The sequence below is a fragment of the Cupriavidus sp. C3SS-1 genome (genome assembly GCF_057073755.1).
Genome location: NZ_CP172700.1, coordinates 954,227 through 968,276, shown reverse-complemented (window position 1 = coordinate 968,276; position 14,050 = coordinate 954,227). Strand labels below are relative to the sequence as shown.

At 67.2% G+C, this 14,050-nt stretch carries 11 protein-coding genes; 2 read left to right on the top strand and 9 right to left on the bottom strand.

The annotated features are described in order from the left end of the window. Positions 1-6: 6 nt before the first annotated feature. The 3 genes from ACIGJC_RS20410 to ACIGJC_RS20400 form a co-directional block, all read right to left on the bottom strand. A complete protein-coding gene (locus tag ACIGJC_RS20410; protein WP_483713959.1) occupies positions 7-987 on the bottom strand; it encodes a tripartite tricarboxylate transporter substrate binding protein in 981 nt (326 codons plus the stop codon). Between the two features lie 131 nt (positions 988-1,118). After that, positions 1,119-2,090, bottom strand: coding sequence for a quinone oxidoreductase family protein (locus tag ACIGJC_RS20405; RefSeq protein ID WP_483713958.1), 972 nt, complete (start codon positions 2,088-2,090; stop codon positions 1,119-1,121). A 27-nt stretch (positions 2,091-2,117) separates the two neighbouring features. Continuing rightward, positions 2,118-3,176, bottom strand: coding sequence for a beta-keto acid cleavage family enzyme (locus ACIGJC_RS20400; RefSeq protein ID WP_483713957.1), 1,059 nt, complete (start codon positions 3,174-3,176; stop codon positions 2,118-2,120). A 279-nt stretch (positions 3,177-3,455) separates the two neighbouring features. On the opposite strand from ACIGJC_RS20400, the gene ACIGJC_RS20395 reads away from it, so the two are divergent. Beyond that, positions 3,456-4,466 carry an AraC family transcriptional regulator gene (locus tag ACIGJC_RS20395; RefSeq protein WP_483713956.1) on the top strand — a complete coding sequence of 337 codons (1,011 nt, stop codon included), beginning with the start codon at positions 3,456-3,458 and terminating at the stop codon, positions 4,464-4,466. A gap of 39 nt (positions 4,467-4,505) precedes the next feature. On the opposite strand, the gene ACIGJC_RS20390 is transcribed toward ACIGJC_RS20395, so the two are convergent. The 5 genes from ACIGJC_RS20390 to ACIGJC_RS20370 form a co-directional block, all read right to left on the bottom strand. Continuing rightward, positions 4,506-5,507 (bottom strand): zinc-dependent alcohol dehydrogenase family protein, encoded by a 1,002-nt coding sequence (locus tag ACIGJC_RS20390; RefSeq protein ID WP_483713955.1) that lies wholly within the window; start codon positions 5,505-5,507, stop codon positions 4,506-4,508. Positions 5,508-5,686: 179 nt separating this feature from the next. Next, a complete protein-coding gene (locus tag ACIGJC_RS20385) occupies positions 5,687-9,010 on the bottom strand; it encodes an error-prone DNA polymerase (protein ID WP_483713954.1) in 3,324 nt (1,107 codons plus the stop codon). Continuing rightward, entirely contained in the window at positions 9,007-10,593 is a 1,587-nt protein-coding gene (locus ACIGJC_RS20380) for a Y-family DNA polymerase (RefSeq protein ID WP_483713953.1), read from the bottom strand. The genes ACIGJC_RS20385 and ACIGJC_RS20380 overlap by 4 nt, the downstream gene beginning before the upstream one ends. Continuing rightward, on the bottom strand, positions 10,526-11,389 hold the full coding sequence (gene imuA, locus ACIGJC_RS20375; protein WP_483713952.1) for a translesion DNA synthesis-associated protein ImuA: 864 nt from the start codon (positions 11,387-11,389) through the stop codon (positions 10,526-10,528). The genes ACIGJC_RS20380 and imuA overlap by 68 nt, the downstream gene beginning before the upstream one ends. Positions 11,390-11,629: 240 nt before the next feature. Continuing rightward, positions 11,630-12,109: an SgcJ/EcaC family oxidoreductase gene (locus ACIGJC_RS20370; protein ID WP_483713951.1), complete on the bottom strand. Its 480-nt coding sequence runs from the start codon at positions 12,107-12,109 to the stop codon at positions 11,630-11,632. A gap of 180 nt (positions 12,110-12,289) precedes the next feature. On the opposite strand from ACIGJC_RS20370, the gene ACIGJC_RS20365 reads away from it, so the two are divergent. Further along, positions 12,290-13,345: a LacI family DNA-binding transcriptional regulator gene (locus ACIGJC_RS20365; RefSeq protein ID WP_483713950.1), complete on the top strand. Its 1,056-nt coding sequence runs from the start codon at positions 12,290-12,292 to the stop codon at positions 13,343-13,345. Here the strand turns inward: ACIGJC_RS20365 and ACIGJC_RS20360 are convergent. Then, positions 13,342-14,049, bottom strand: coding sequence for a sulfite exporter TauE/SafE family protein (locus ACIGJC_RS20360; protein WP_483713949.1), 708 nt, complete (start codon positions 14,047-14,049; stop codon positions 13,342-13,344). The genes ACIGJC_RS20365 and ACIGJC_RS20360 overlap by 4 nt on opposite strands. Between the last annotated feature and the right edge of the window lies 1 nt (position 14,050).

The window sequence follows — 14,050 nt, the reverse complement described above, 5'->3', positions numbered from 1 at the left end:
TCGGTGTCATTCCGGCTGGATATGGAAGGTCTTCACGATTCCGGCATTCCGCTCGAAATCGGCGCGCAGATCGTGGCTGAGCTGGCCAATGCTTTGAGGCGGCAGCGGCTCGAACCCGAGCGCGGCAATCCGTTCCTGCACACTGGCCCTCGAGGCTGCCTTGTAGACTGCGGCCTGGATCTTCTCGGTCAGCTCCGCCGGCATCCTGGACGACACGAACACGCCGGACCAGTTGCTGAAGTCGACTTCCGGATAACCGAGCTCGGCGAACGTGGGCACCTGCGGGAGCAGCGGCGACCGCTGCTTCCCTGCCACGGCATAGGCTTTCAGCTTGCCTGCCTTGAGATACGGCAGCGAGGTCACCATGCCGTCATACATCACGGCGATCTGCCCGCCCATCACCTGCGTCAGGGCCGGCGGCGATCCAGGGAACGGAACGTTCTGGAGGTCCATGCCGGCCTTCTGGTTCATGATCATGCCGGCGTACTGCGAAGCCGTGCCCGGGCCATAGGTGGCGAAGCTCAGGGTGCCCCGATGCGCCTTCGCATAGCTGATCAGCCCCGGCAGGTCCTTCGCCGGCAGGCTGGGCGCACTGACGAGCAGCAGCGTCGATCTGGCCACGGCTGCAACCGGCTTCACGTCCTTCATCGGATCGTAGGGCACCTTCATCACGTGCGGGATTTCCGCCAGCACATTGGTCGCCGACACCAGTATGGTCTGCCCGTCGGGCGGCGCCGCCAGCATTGCGCCGATCGCGATGGCGCCGCCGGCTCCGGGCTTGTTGTCGACGATCACCGGCTGCCCCAGGTCCGCCGTGAGTTGCTCGGACAGCATGCGGGCCATCACATCCATCGTGCCGCCGGCCGGTGCGGGCACCAGCACCCGCACCGGTTTGCTGGTCCACGCCATGGCGGCAGGCATGGCAAGCGCCAGGATCGTCGCGGCGGCAACGCGGCGCGCGCGCGGGAAGGCAGGTCGATTCGACATCTCTAGTCTCCGTTTCGGAACTTCCGGCAATGTGCACTTGCCTTGTTGGAAGCAGGCGCCTTGCCAGGTGAGCGAGGCGCCTGCCGGTTGGATTGCGTCAGCACTGCATCCGCTGGAACAGCAGCCTCGCCTTAAGGCACCAGTACCGTCGCGCCGCTCGTCTGCCGGTTCTCCAGCGCGCGATGGGCCTGCGCGGCGTCCTCCAGTGCAAACTGCTGCTTCGGCTCGCTGGTGATCTTTCCGGCCATCACCATGTCGAACACCTCGTTGGCCATGGCGAGCATGTGCGAGCGCGGCGTGGCGTAGTGCACCATGGCCGGACGCGTGACCCACAGCGAGCCTTTCGCCGCAAGCGTGCGGCTGTCGATCTCGACGGGGCCGGAAGTCGTGCCGTTGCTGACCAGCGTGCCGCGCACCTGCAGGCAGGAGAGCGACGCGTCCAGCGTCGACTTGCCGACCGAATCGAACACCACCGGGACCTTCTTGCCGTCGGTGATTTCCATCACGCGCTCGACGATGTTCTCGCGCGAGGTGACGATGACGTGCGAGCAGCCGCTGGCCCTGGCCAGTTCCGCCTTCTCGTCGGTGCTGACCGTGCCGATCATGTTCACGCCAAGCGCGCGTGCCCACTGGCAGGCGATCAGTCCCACGCCGCCGGCCGCGGCGTGATAGAGGATGGTCTCGCCGCCCGTGAGCGGATAGACCTGGCGAAACAGGTATTGCGCCGTCATCCCCTTCATGATGAGCGTGGAGGCAACGCGGTCAGAGACGCCGTCCGGCAGAGGGATCAGCCACTCGGCGGGCATGACGCGCACATCCGAGTAGGCGCCCTGCGGGCCGAGCAGGTAGCCCACGCGGTCGCCCACGCGGACGTCCGTCACGCCCGGCCCCACCGCCTCGACGACACCAACGGCGTCGGAGCCCAGTCCGTTAGGCAGTTCCAGCGGATAGTGGCCAGTGCGGAAATAGATGTCGATGAAGTTGACGGCGATATAGGTATGGCGTACGCGAGCCTGCCCCGGGCCGGGATCGCCCACCTCCACGGACTCGAGCTTGAGGACATCAGCGCTGCCTGTTTCGTGAAATCGAATTGCCTTTGCCATGCTTTGTCTCCTGCAAACTTGGCCGGCTCAGGCGGCGTTGCGCAGCGGCACGTTCTTGACACCAGGCTTGCGGTTCGGCGTCATACCGTTGGCGGCCAGGGTTTCATCGACATCGCTGTACCAGGTACCAATGCGGTAAATTTCACGCGCTTCCTTGCCATTGGCGATTTCGCGGCCCAGTTCCTTGGCGATACGCACGATCTGCTGAATCTGCTGCACCGAGGTGAAGCGATTGCCGTGCTGGTCGATGAGGGTGTCCTCGATGCCGCAGCGCACGTGCATGCCCATTGCCAGCGCCATCGTGTTCCACGGCAGTACGTTCTTGAACAACGACTCGGCGGTGATGGTGCAGCCATCCGGCGCACGCTGGATAAAGTCGAACAGGTTGTACGGATGCGGTCCGTGGTGGCCACCGCCGATGCCGATGCAGGTCAGGTTCAGCGGGCCCTTGTAGAGGCCTCTGCGCACCATGCGGTCCAGCGTTTCGAGCGCATGCATGCCGACCAGCTGGAAGTGCGGCTGGATGCCGGCCTCCTGCAGGCGGCGCAGGTGCTCTTCCGCCCAGGCCGGACCGGCCGGAACGATCATTTCCCGGTACGCGTCGTAGACGGCCGGGTTGGCCATGTGCGTGCTCTCGTAGAACTCCGGATAGATCAACTCCATGATGTTCATCTGGATGGTGTTGAGTGCTACCGTCACCTGGTCCGGCTTGGGGTCGAGGTCTGCCAGCGCGTGACGCGTGTCATCATCGAGCCATTTCGCCGCCTGGCCTTCGTCTTCCGGTGCGAACGAGATCGAGCCGCCGACCTGGATGATCATGTCCGGCACCGCCTTGCGCACGCCGGCGATCAGTTCGTTGAACATGGACAGGCGCTTGGAGCCCTTGCCATCCGGCTCGCGCACGTGCAGGTGCAGCACGCTGGCGCCGGCTTCATAGCAATCCACCGCCTTCTGGATCTGCTCTTCCATGGTCACCGGGATGTCTTCCGGGAAATCCTCAGGCATCCACTCGGGGCCATACGGGGCCACGGTGATGACGACCTTGTCCATGTTTTCCGGGTGCAGCGAATCGTCCAGGAATTGCATTGCTCTTCTCCTTGATGAGGGATTTATTGATTGGCGTTGCAGCGAGTTGCGCCGGCCGGGCCGGATATGTGAATGCCGCCCGTTACGGCGAAGGAGCTTGTTCCGAGGGGCTGCCATCGGGTTCCGCCGGTCGTCGATTTACGCGATCAGTCTAGTAATCCCGGGGCGGCCGTATCCTCTCATTTCACGACATTCGTGTCTCATTTCGTGACAGAATGTCGAAGCCTTCGGGTTTCCCCGGAATAATGGTTCCGGGGAAACCCGGATAAGGGAGCGGCAATGGGCACACTGATTCGCACTGGCGTACTGACGCACTATTTGAAGGTTGCACAGCAACTGAAGCTGGAACCGCGGCCGTTGCTGCGCAAGCTTGGGTTGAGCAGCGAGATGCTTGCGGATCCGGACCACTGGATTTCAGGAAGTGCGGCCGTGACCTTGCTGGAAGCGTCAGCGCTACTCGCGCAATGCCCGACATTCGGGCTGCGCATGGCCGACCTGTGGCAACTGTCCGACCTCGGTGTCGTCAGCGTGTTGCTCACGCATCAGAAAACGCTGCGGGACGCGCTTGGAACCATGGTTCAGTATCGGCACCTGATGAATGAGTTCCTGGTCATCCGCATCGAGGAAACACGCGGGAAGGTCATCGTGCGGGAGGACGTCGTCGCGGATGAAGCGGGACCGACCGTGCAGTCGGTCGAGCTGGCACTGGGCACGCTTTCACGTCTGTGCAGCACCCTGATCGGCACGTCCTGGCAACCGATTGGCGTTCATTTCACCCATGACGCTCCCGATGATCTGCGGCTGCACCGCCGCATCTTCGGGGGAAAGCTTGAGTTCGCAAGCGCTTTCAACGGCCTGATCTGCCGCGCTGCCGACCTGGACTTGCCCAATCCCATTGCCGACCCTGTCATGGCACGCCATGCGCAACGCCTGCTTGCAGGTCTGCCAGGGGCCAACGAGCCGTCAATCGTGCTCGAGGTACGCAAGGCAATCTACCTGATGCTGCCGGCAGGGCGCGCGACGATCGAGCAGGTTGCCCAGGGCCTGGGGATGAACGTGCGTACCCTGCAGCGCCAGCTCGAAGGCGCCGGGAAGGTCTTCTCGGACATGGTCACCGGCGTGCGGCGCGATCTCGTTATCCACTACATGGAAAACCGAAGCGACTCGCTCGGACGCATTGCCGAATCGCTTGGCTACTCCACTTATGGCTCGTTCGTGCGCTGGTTCGCTGCGCAGTTCGAGATGACGCCGACGCAGTGGCGCAACAGCAGGCCGGCAAGAACGAGGTGAGCCGCAAGCCCTGGCTGGCGCGCCCTTCCCGCGCCGCGCTCAGAGCTCAAGCACGATCTTGCCGAAATGCCGCTGTGCCGCCTGGTAGCGAAACGCCTCGGCGATCTCATGCAGCGGAAACTGGCGGTCGATGACAGGCCGGATGCCCGTGGCGTTCAGCGCCCGCACCATGTCGAGCTGGTGGCGGCGGCTGCCGACAAGCAGGCCCGTGATCCGCAACTGCTTGCGCAGGATCATCCTGACGTTGAACGGCGAATCCGCGCCCGACAGGACGCCGATGATGGCCACGTGCCCGCCCGTACGTACCGCGGCGACCGACTGTTCCAGAGTCGCAGCACCACCCACTTCAATGACGTGGTCCACGCCGGCGCCGCCGGTCAGCGCACGTACCGTCTCGCCCCACGCGGGGTCGTCGCGGTAGTTGATCACATGGTCGGCGCCAAGACTGCGCAGGCGTGCAAGCTTGTCGTCCGAGCCGGAGGTCGCAATCACGCAGGCACCTGCGGCCTTGGCAAACTGGAGCGCGAAGATCGACACGCCACCGGTACCGAGGACCAGCACGGTTTCTCCGGGCTTGAGCGCGCCGTCAACGAACAGTGCGCGCCAGGCAGTCAGTCCCGCAGTCGTCAGCGTCGCAGCCTCGGCATGGCTATAGCCAGCGGGCGCATGCGTGAAAGCGGTTGCGGGCAACGTCACGATGTCCCGTGCAAAGCCGTCGATGCCATCACCGGGAACGGTGGCAAAGTCGGACAGGGAAGGCTCACCATCGAGCCATGTCGGGAAGAACGTGCTGACCACGCGGTCGCCCGTCGAGAACCCCTTCACGCCTGCGCCCACTTCCGTGATGACCCCTGCGCCATCCGACATCGGAATGCGCCGCACGTCCCCGACTCCGCGGCTGACGACGCCAAAGTCGTGATAGTTCAGCGAGCTTGCGTGAATACGCACCGTGACTTCGCCAGTTCCAGGCGGCTGCGCTGCGGCGGTTCCCAGGACCAGGCGGTCAAGCCCTCCAGGTGGATCGAGGTAAACGGCTTTCATGACGGTCAACGTTGTTTCCTCCGCAGGCTTTCACAACGGAACCTGCTTGCTCGTAACGGCTCATGAGTATGGGCGAAGATGCGGCTCGCCGTTTGACAACTCGGGACCGCCGCTTGATGCGTTGGGACACCCCAGGGGAAACCCCGACACCGAGGCTTCTGGCGCACCGGCCCGTCAACTCAGTGAAAATCACGACTCCCCACCATCAACCGCCCCAGCATCGGACTCAGATCGATCAGCTCCTGCGCCACCAGATGACGCACCTCGCCCTGCCGCTGCCAGATGCCGACCACGCCCAGCAGCGTCGCCCCAAGCACTTCCTTGCGCTGCCGCTCGATCAGGTCGGGCCAGTAGATCAGGTTGACGGTGCCGGTTTCATCCTCGATGGTGGCGAAGATGGTGCCGCTGGCCGTGGCGGGCCGCTGCCGCACGGTGACGATGCCGCAGGCGCGCACACGCCGGCCATTGCGGCAGTGGGACAGCTGCTCGGCCGTGGCGTAGTCCATGGCATCGAGCTTCGCTCGCAGCAGCGCAAGCGGATGGGACTTGAGCGACAGCCCCGTGGTGGCATAGTCGGCGGCCACCTCTTCACCGAGCCGGGGCGCCGGCAGCGACAACTGCTGCTCGATCAGCGGCGCTTCATGGAGCAAGTCCCGATGCGCCACCTGCAGCGCCGCGGCGCTGGCCTGCCAGCGGGCCTGGCGCCGGTTGCCGGCCAGTGCCGAGAGCGCGTCGGAGGCAGCGAGGACATCGATATCGTGCCGGTCCAGCCGGGCGCGCAGGGCTAGGTCTTCTACGCTGTCGAACCGGCGTTGCGCACGCGCGGCCTCGATGCGCAGCGCGGCGTCTTCGCGCATGCCCTTGACGCGGCTCATGCCCAGGCGCACCGGCGGCTTGCCGGCGCCGGTCTGGCCGGGCGCGGGTTCCAGCGTGCTGTCCCAGTTGCTGACCGTGACATCGACCGGCAATGCCACCACGCCATGACGCGCGGCATCCTGCACGAGTTGCGACGGCGAATAGAAGCCCATTGGCTGGCTGTTCAGCAGCGCGCACAGGAACGCCGACGGATGGTGGCGCTTGAGCCACGCGCTGATATAGACCAGCTTGGCGAAACTTGCCGCATGGCTTTCCGGAAAGCCGTATTCGCCAAACCCCTCGATCTGCTTGCAGATGCCCAGTGCGAAGGACATCGGGTAGCCGTGCCCGGTCAGGCCCTTGATCAGCGCCTCCTGATGACGGCCCAGGTCGCCGCGGCGGCGCCAGGCAGCCATCGAACGGCGCAGCTGGTCGGCCTCACCAGGCGTGAAACCCGCCCCGTCGATGGCCAGCTGCATCACCTGTTCCTGGAAGATCGGAATGCCCAGCGTGCGGCCCAGCACCTTCTCGATCACGTCGTCATAGTAGGCCGGCGGCTTCTTCGTGCGGCGAAACGCTTCACGCCGCTTCAGGTACGGATGAACCATGCCGCCCTGGATCGGGCCCGGACGCACGATGGCCACCTCCACCACCAGGTCGTAATAGGTGCGCGGCTGCAGGCGCGGCAGCATCGATTGCTGGGCGCGCGATTCGATCTGGAACACGCCGACGGTGTCGGCGCGGCAGATCATCTCGTAGGTGGCCTTGTCTTCCTTCGGGATATCTTCCATCCGCGCCGGCACGCCGGCGCGGGCCAGGTTTTCGTCCGGATTCGGAATCATGGCCAGCCCGCGGCGGATGGCCGACAGCATGCCCAGCGCGAGCACGTCCACCTTGAGCAGGCCCAGCGATTCCAGGTCGTCCTTGTCCCACTGGATCACGCTGCGCTCGGCCATGGCCGCGTTCTCGATCGGCACCAGCCGGGACAGCTTGTCGCGCGCCATCACGAAGCCGCCCACGTGCTGCGACAGGTGGCGCGGAAAGCCATGCAGTTGCGTCGTCAGGCTGGCCCACTGCTGCACCGCCGGCGATTCGCGATCCAGCCCATAGCGGCCGATCCGATCCAGGAAGCCCTGCCCGCTTTCCCACCACGCCTGGCCCTTGACCACCTGCTCCACCACGCTGGCATCGATGCCCAGCGCGCGCCCGACGTCGCGCAGCGCGCTGCGCGAGCGGTAGGTGATCAGCGACGCGGCCAGCGCGGTGCGGTCGCGGCCGTACTTGCCGTAGATGTACTGGATGATCTCTTCGCGCCGCTGGTGCTCGAAGTCGACGTCGATATCGGGCGGCTCGTCACGTTCGCGCGAAAGAAAGCGGCCGAACAGCAGGTTGGCCTGCTCGGGGCTGACCTCGGTGATGTAAAGGCAGTAGCAGACCAGTGAATTCGCCGCGGAGCCGCGGCCCTGGCACAGGATGCCCAGCCTGCGCGCCTCGCGCACGATGTCATGCACGGTGAGGAAGAAATGCTCATATTTCATTTCCTCGATCAGCTTCAGTTCGTTTTCGAGCTGTTCCTCCCACTCCGGCTTCAGCCCGTTGGGGAAGCGCACGCGCTTGCCGGCCTCCACTTCCTTGCGCAGGTAGCTGATCGGCGTCTCGCCTTCGGGCACCAGTTCCTGAGGGTACTCATAGCGCAGCGAATCGAGCGAGAAATCGCACAGCGCGGCAAGCTTCAGCGTCTGCGCCAGCGCCTCGCGCGGATACAGGCGCGACAGCACCTGGCGCATGCGCAGATGCTGCTCCGCATTGGGCGCGAGCGCCATGCCGCATTCGGGCAGCGGCTTGCCCAGCCGGATCGCGGTCAGCACATCGGACAGCGGCTTGCGCGAACGCACGTGCATGGTCACCGCGCCCGATGCCACCAGAGGCACGCCGGACTGCGCGGAAGCCGCCTCGATGCGGCTGCGATGGAGCGCATCGGCATGGCCTTGCAGCTGCTCCAGCGCGATCCATGCGCGCTCGCCAAAGACCTCGCGGCACCATTGCGCCTGCGCCAGCAAATGCGTCGGATCGGGGCAGTAGTCGGGCAGCAGCACGGCCAGGCAACCCGGCATGCCGCGCAGGTGCTCCAGCTTTTCGCCTGGCGCGGACAGGTCTTCCGGATGCAGCCGGTAGCTGCCCTTCTGCGCGCGCATGCGGCCCAGCGTGATCAGCTCGCACAGGTTGCCGAAGCCTTCGCGATGCTGCGCAATCAGGACCAGCCGCAGCGGCGGCCGTTCGTCCGCGCCCAATGGCGCGGTCAGGCTGAAGCGGCTGCCGATCAGCAACCGGAAGGCATTGGCGGCGGCGGCGTGTTCCTTCAGCGCGTTGAGTTCGCCGTCGTCCTGCGCGTCGCCGGCGGCCTCGCAACGTTCGACTGCTTCGTGCAGTTGCTTGCGCAGTGTCTTGATGGCGTCATGCGCACGCGCGGTGCCGGCCACCGAGCATTCGTCGGTCAGCGCGATGCCGCGGTAGCCGAGCTGGAAGGCGCGCTCGACCAGTTCGACCGGATGCGACGCGCCGCTGAGGAACGTGAAATTGGAGATGCAGTGCAGTTCCGCGTAATCGGGCAGCGTGGGCAGCCATGTGGACAGCTCGGGTACGCTCATGCGAACAACCCATGCAGGAACCAGCGGTACTCGCCGCCATCCTCCTGGCCGTCGCGTCCCGGATGGCCGGGGCGCTCGCGATAGACCCAGCAACGCAGGCCGTCGGCGCGCTCGGCGATGAAATAGTCGCGCGTGGCCAGCGCGCCGTCCCACCAGCCGGCTTCGATGCGCTCCGGCCGGGTCAGCATGGATAGCGGCCCGCCGTGGTTCGGACGGTGGTTGCGCACCGGCAGCGGCTGCGGTTGCGGCAACAGCCACAGCGGGCGCTCCGGCCATGGCGGCAGCGGCGCGTCCGCCGGCTTGCCGGCGGCCTCGTCGAGCGGGCGCCAGCGGTTGGCGCACTCGGGCCGGTGGTCGGCCAGTGGCTGCGGCTGCAGCACGTTGTCGCGGCCCAGGCGGGCCACCAGCGTGTCGAGCACGCGGCCGAGTTCGGCCGGCGTGCCGCCGGGCTCGGGGAACAGCGCGTCGCTTTGCGGCAGGTACTCGGCCATGGCTTCCACGCGCAGCGCCAGGCCTGTTACCGGGGCATGGAAATTCAGCTTGTCGAGCTTTTCGCGCAGCAGGCGCGACAGGTGCGCCGGATCGCGGCTGGGCTGGGCCAGGCCCACCATCACGGGCGTGCCCACGGTATCGGCGCCGAGCCGGTAGCGCTCATGTTCGAGCACCAGCACGCAGCGCGTCACGCCGGCCTGCTGCACCGCCAGCCAGCCGGCCAGCGCCAGCAGCAGGCGCTGCGCGCCGGCCAGCACGCCTTCGGCCGATTCGATGCGCCCCGGCAGGTCCATGCGCTGCGCGAACGCGGGCGGCGCGGCGAACCAGGTGAAGCTGGCCGTGGCGTCGCCATAGGCCTGGTCCAGCCGGGCCAGCAATTGCGGGCCCAGCCGGCGTGACAAGCCGGCGCGCGGCAGGCGCCGCACCTCGCCCAGCGTGCGGCAGCCGATGCCGTCGAGCCAGGCCGGATCCGCCAGCAGGCGCAGCGCCTCGACCGGCAAGCGATCCAGCAGGCGCCCCATGCGCGCGGCCTGCACTGCCCGCCGCGCCGGCCGCACGATGCCGCGTCGGGTGCGGCGCATGGGCTGGCGCGCGAGCCATGCCGCGCCATGGGCCGTGGCCCCGCTGCCCACCTGCGCGAACGTGCCGAGCTGCCGCACGCACGCGCGCACCGCCCGGCACAGCGCGCGGTGGCCGCCGAACAGGCGCAGGCTGGCGCTGACGTCGAGCATCAGCGTGGCCGCTTCCGGGTCTTCATCGAACGTGACGAGCGGCGTGAAATGCAGCAGCGCCAGCGCCGCCGCGTGCAGCAGCCCGGCTTCGGCGGCCGGGTTGCGCTCCAGTTGCACCACCTCGGCCGAGAGCGCCTGCACGCCGCCGCGCCGCATGCCGAAACTCACGCCCAGCGCCATGGCCGGGGCGTTGGCCAGCATCACGCGCTCGCGCTCCATCACCACCACCGGCAGGGCATGGTGCAGCGTGCCGAGGGGGGAGGAAGGCGTGGAGGAAGGCGCCGTGGCCAACTCAGGCCAGCTCGGCTGCAGCGCGTCCAGCGACAGGCGCGGCAGATGCACCGCGATCCAGTACGACATGGGCGGAACCTCCCGCAACAACAGGTGAAACATTTGGGGCCGGCGTGGCATGGCCGCCGCGGCGGGCGCCCTCCAGGCCATCCAGCCGCAAGCGCAGCGGTGCTTCGCGCACCGGGCCGCGCCGCTTGTGGAAAACGATGGACAGTTCGTTGCCCGGCAACGGCGACAGCAGCAAGCGCAGCACGGCCGGCGACGACTCGCGCAGTGCCGCGGCCGGGCGCATGGCCCACACCGCGGCGTCGCCGGCCTGTGCCAGCACTTGCAGGCGGCGCATCGCCTCGGGCCGCGCGGCCGGCAGCCACACCAGCACTGCGCCGAACGCCTGGCTGCGCAGCATCTGTTCGGCTGCCCACAGCACATCGGCCTGCTGCGCGTGCTTGCCGGCGCCAGCGGCCGGGCGCACCCAGTAGAGCTGGCGTGCCGGCAAACCCGCCGCGGCCAGCCCCAATGCATTGGGCAGGTAAGGCGGCCCCACCAGCCCGATGCGCCGCCCCGCCGCCGCCAGTGCCCGCAGCGCCGGCAGGAGCAGCCGCAACTCGCCCGACCCGCCCTGCGTGGTCAGCAACTCCGTCACCCCGCCCACCGGCCAGCCGCCGCCGGGCAGTTCCGCCGCCAGCCCGGCATAGCCGGCCGGCCACACCGGCTGGCTGCCGGCGCGGCCAAGCTGGCCGGCGCGCCACAAGCTGGGGTAACGATGCTCGAGCGCCGCCATGGCCTCCTCCCGGCTTGGCGGGGGCTGCTGGTCAGGCGAAGGGAAAGCGGGAGCCTCCGCGGCGGGGGCTGCGGGTGCGGTCATGGGGATGTTTGGGTTTCGCCTGGAGGGGCGGTGGTGATTTTTACGATAACTGTATATTTATACAGTATTCGCAGGAACGCAAGGGGCTCCGTGGAATGTGACGGGATCGGACTTTGGGGGGCGTCGGCGGGGGCTTCTGGTTATGACGGGGTCGTCGCTCTTGACGCCGGCGTAGCCGGCGAAACAGCAGTGCCTGCCAAGAGCGACGCCCCAGTCATAACCAGAGAACCTCCCCCCTTCTCACTTCTCCGGCATCGCCGAAGAATGATGACTCGTAATCAGCCACTGCGATCCGTCCCAGCGATAGGTATAGGTATATCGCGCCTTAACAACAGCCCCCGTCCGCGCAAACGTAAACGTATAAAGCCCCGCATCCACCGCCGAATTGCACCCCAGCTCGATCCGCCGGAAATCGATCCTCCCCGAAGGCCGGTCCTGCAGGAAATGCTGGAAGTAATCTTCCCGCTCCGCCACCGTCAGCCGGGGCTTGTTGGATACCGTCGCCAGCAGAATCGACCGTTCCGCATAATTGGCCGCGACCTTGCGCGGATCCCCCGTCTGCAGCGACTGGTTCCACCGGTCGAACAACGCCGCGATCTCCTGTTCCGAGGTCGCCTTGCAGCTTGCCGCAGGCGCTCCCTGCGCGTTGCCCTGCGTACCCTGATTCATGGCGCACCCTGCGAGCGCGGCCGCCAGCACTGCAATGGGAATCAGCTTCATGGCAACGTCCTCCGTTTGGTATCCGGCGCCTGACCCAGGCTCACCGCATCAAAAGTATGGAATATCCCGCCAGCAAGTGTTAGGCCTGTCCGGCGAGCACCATCGCCGCGCCGGATGCCCCGCCACCCTCAACGGTCCCCTGCGCTGTTGTATCCTCCCGGCACTGTTTCCGGAAATGGCATGTCCGACCCCAACACCCCCTCTTCGTCCAGCCCGGCCGACAAGCCGCGCCGCCTCACCATCCACGATGTCGCACGCGCGGCCGGCGTTTCCCTGACCACCGTTTCGCACGCGCTCAATGACCGTGGCGTGGTGGACCCGGAAACGCGCGCACGCGTCAAGCGCATCGCGGCCGAGCTTGGCTACCGGCCCAGCGTGCGCGCGCGGCGCCTGCAGTCGGGCCGCGCGAACTGCATCGCGCTGCTGTCGTCGATGCCGTTCGCCGTGGCCGGCGGCACGTCGCGCCTGGGCTTCATGATGGAAGTCGCGGCCATCGCCGCGGAAGCGGCCATGGCACGCGGGCTGGGCGTCGTACTGGTGCCGCCGCTGGAAGGCGCCGGCGGCTTGCTGGAAACGCTCGACATCGACGGCGCGGTGGTGATCGAGCCCGTGGCCGGCGACCCGCATATCGCACGCCTGCGCGAACGCGGCGTGAGCATCGTGTCGATCGGCCGCGAACCGCTGACCGATCATCCGGTGCCGTATGTGGACCTGCAATCGGCGCAGACGGCACGCCTGCTGCTGGAACATCTCCATGCGCATGGCCGCAGAAGAATCGGACTGATGATCGGCGAGACCGCGCGGCAGTCCTACGTGGAAACCGAACGCGTCTACCGCGAATTCACGCGCGACATGGATCTGCCGTGCGAACTGGTCAAGGCGCCCGAGGCGCTCGGCGAGGCCGCCGGCGCCGAGGCTTGCGCGCAGTTGCTGGCGCGCATGCCAGGACTGGATGCGCTGTGCGCGCCCGTGGATGCGTTCGCCGTGGGCGCCATGGGCCATCTCCATGCAATAGGCAAGCGCATTCCGGAAGACGTGCAGGTGGTGACGCGCTACGACGGCATCCGCGCGCGCACCGCACAACCACCGCTCACCGCCGTCGACCTGCACCTTGAACGCGTCGCCGCGCTGGCCGTGGAACTGCTGTTCGCGCACCTGTCGGGAAATCGCAGCCAGCATGCCATTGCCGCGCCGGCACCTGAGTTGATGGTGCGCGCGTCGTCGGCAACGGCCTAGCCGCGCAGCAGCACCACCGCGCCCGATACCAGCGCAAACACCAGCACGCCCACGCGCAGCATGCGCTGGTTGATGCGCCGGTGGACCAGGTGGCTGGCCACCATGCCCGCCGCCAGCACGGGCAGCAGTTCCATCGCATAGACCACTTGCTCCATGCCGAGACGGCCGCCGACGGCCAGCACCACGAGCGAAAGCGTCTCGCCCACCAGGAAGCACAGCGCCACCGTGGCACGCAGCGTCGCCACGGGCGCGTGCTGGTAAGCCAGCGCCAGCGGCGGCCCGCCGACACCGGTGGCGGTTTCGGTCACACCCGTGATCAGCCCGGTGGAGGCGAAGGTCAGCCGGCCCGGCGTGAACGCCGGCGCCAGCAACGACACGAGCGCGGCGGCAATGGTGCTGCCGCCCACGATCATGTTGAGCCAGGCCATCGGCATCGCCACCAGCACCCACAGCCCGCCAAACGTGCCGGCCACGCGCCCCGCACTGATCCACCCCGCGCCGCCGAGGTCGATGGCGTGACGCTCGCGCCAGGCCACGTAGGCGTTGAGCGGCAGCATGGCGAGCAGCAGCGCGCCGGGCAGCATGTCCGGCGCCGCCAGCGCCAGCACCGGCACGACGATCAGCGCGAAGCCCATGCCGGTCGCGCCCTGGATCAGCGCGCCGGAGAACACCGCGACGCAGACACTGAACAACGTCATATCCATG

What these genes read in the sequence shown, in the direction of transcription:
- ACIGJC_RS20405 (WP_483713958.1), bottom strand. Translation starts at nt 2,090, where the DNA reads ATGGCAAAGGCAATTCGATTTCACGAAACAGGCAGCGCTGATGTCCTC.
- ACIGJC_RS20395 (WP_483713956.1), top strand. Translation starts at nt 3,456, where the DNA reads ATGGGCACACTGATTCGCACTGGCGTACTGACGCACTATTTGAAGGTT.
- ACIGJC_RS20365 (WP_483713950.1), top strand. Translation starts at nt 12,290, where the DNA reads ATGTCCGACCCCAACACCCCCTCTTCGTCCAGCCCGGCCGACAAGCCG.
- ACIGJC_RS20410 (WP_483713959.1), bottom strand. Translation starts at nt 987, where the DNA reads ATGTCGAATCGACCTGCCTTCCCGCGCGCGCGCCGCGTTGCCGCCGCG.
- ACIGJC_RS20380 (WP_483713953.1), bottom strand. Translation starts at nt 10,593, where the DNA reads ATGTCGTACTGGATCGCGGTGCATCTGCCGCGCCTGTCGCTGGACGCG.
- imuA (WP_483713952.1), bottom strand. Translation starts at nt 11,389, where the DNA reads ATGACCGCACCCGCAGCCCCCGCCGCGGAGGCTCCCGCTTTCCCTTCG.
- ACIGJC_RS20385 (WP_483713954.1), bottom strand. Translation starts at nt 9,010, where the DNA reads ATGAGCGTACCCGAGCTGTCCACATGGCTGCCCACGCTGCCCGATTAC.
- ACIGJC_RS20390 (WP_483713955.1), bottom strand. Translation starts at nt 5,507, where the DNA reads ATGAAAGCCGTTTACCTCGATCCACCTGGAGGGCTTGACCGCCTGGTC.
- ACIGJC_RS20400 (WP_483713957.1), bottom strand. Translation starts at nt 3,176, where the DNA reads ATGCAATTCCTGGACGATTCGCTGCACCCGGAAAACATGGACAAGGTC.
- ACIGJC_RS20370 (WP_483713951.1), bottom strand. Translation starts at nt 12,109, where the DNA reads ATGAAGCTGATTCCCATTGCAGTGCTGGCGGCCGCGCTCGCAGGGTGC.
- ACIGJC_RS20360 (WP_483713949.1), bottom strand. Translation starts at nt 14,049, where the DNA reads ATGGATATGACGTTGTTCAGTGTCTGCGTCGCGGTGTTCTCCGGCGCG.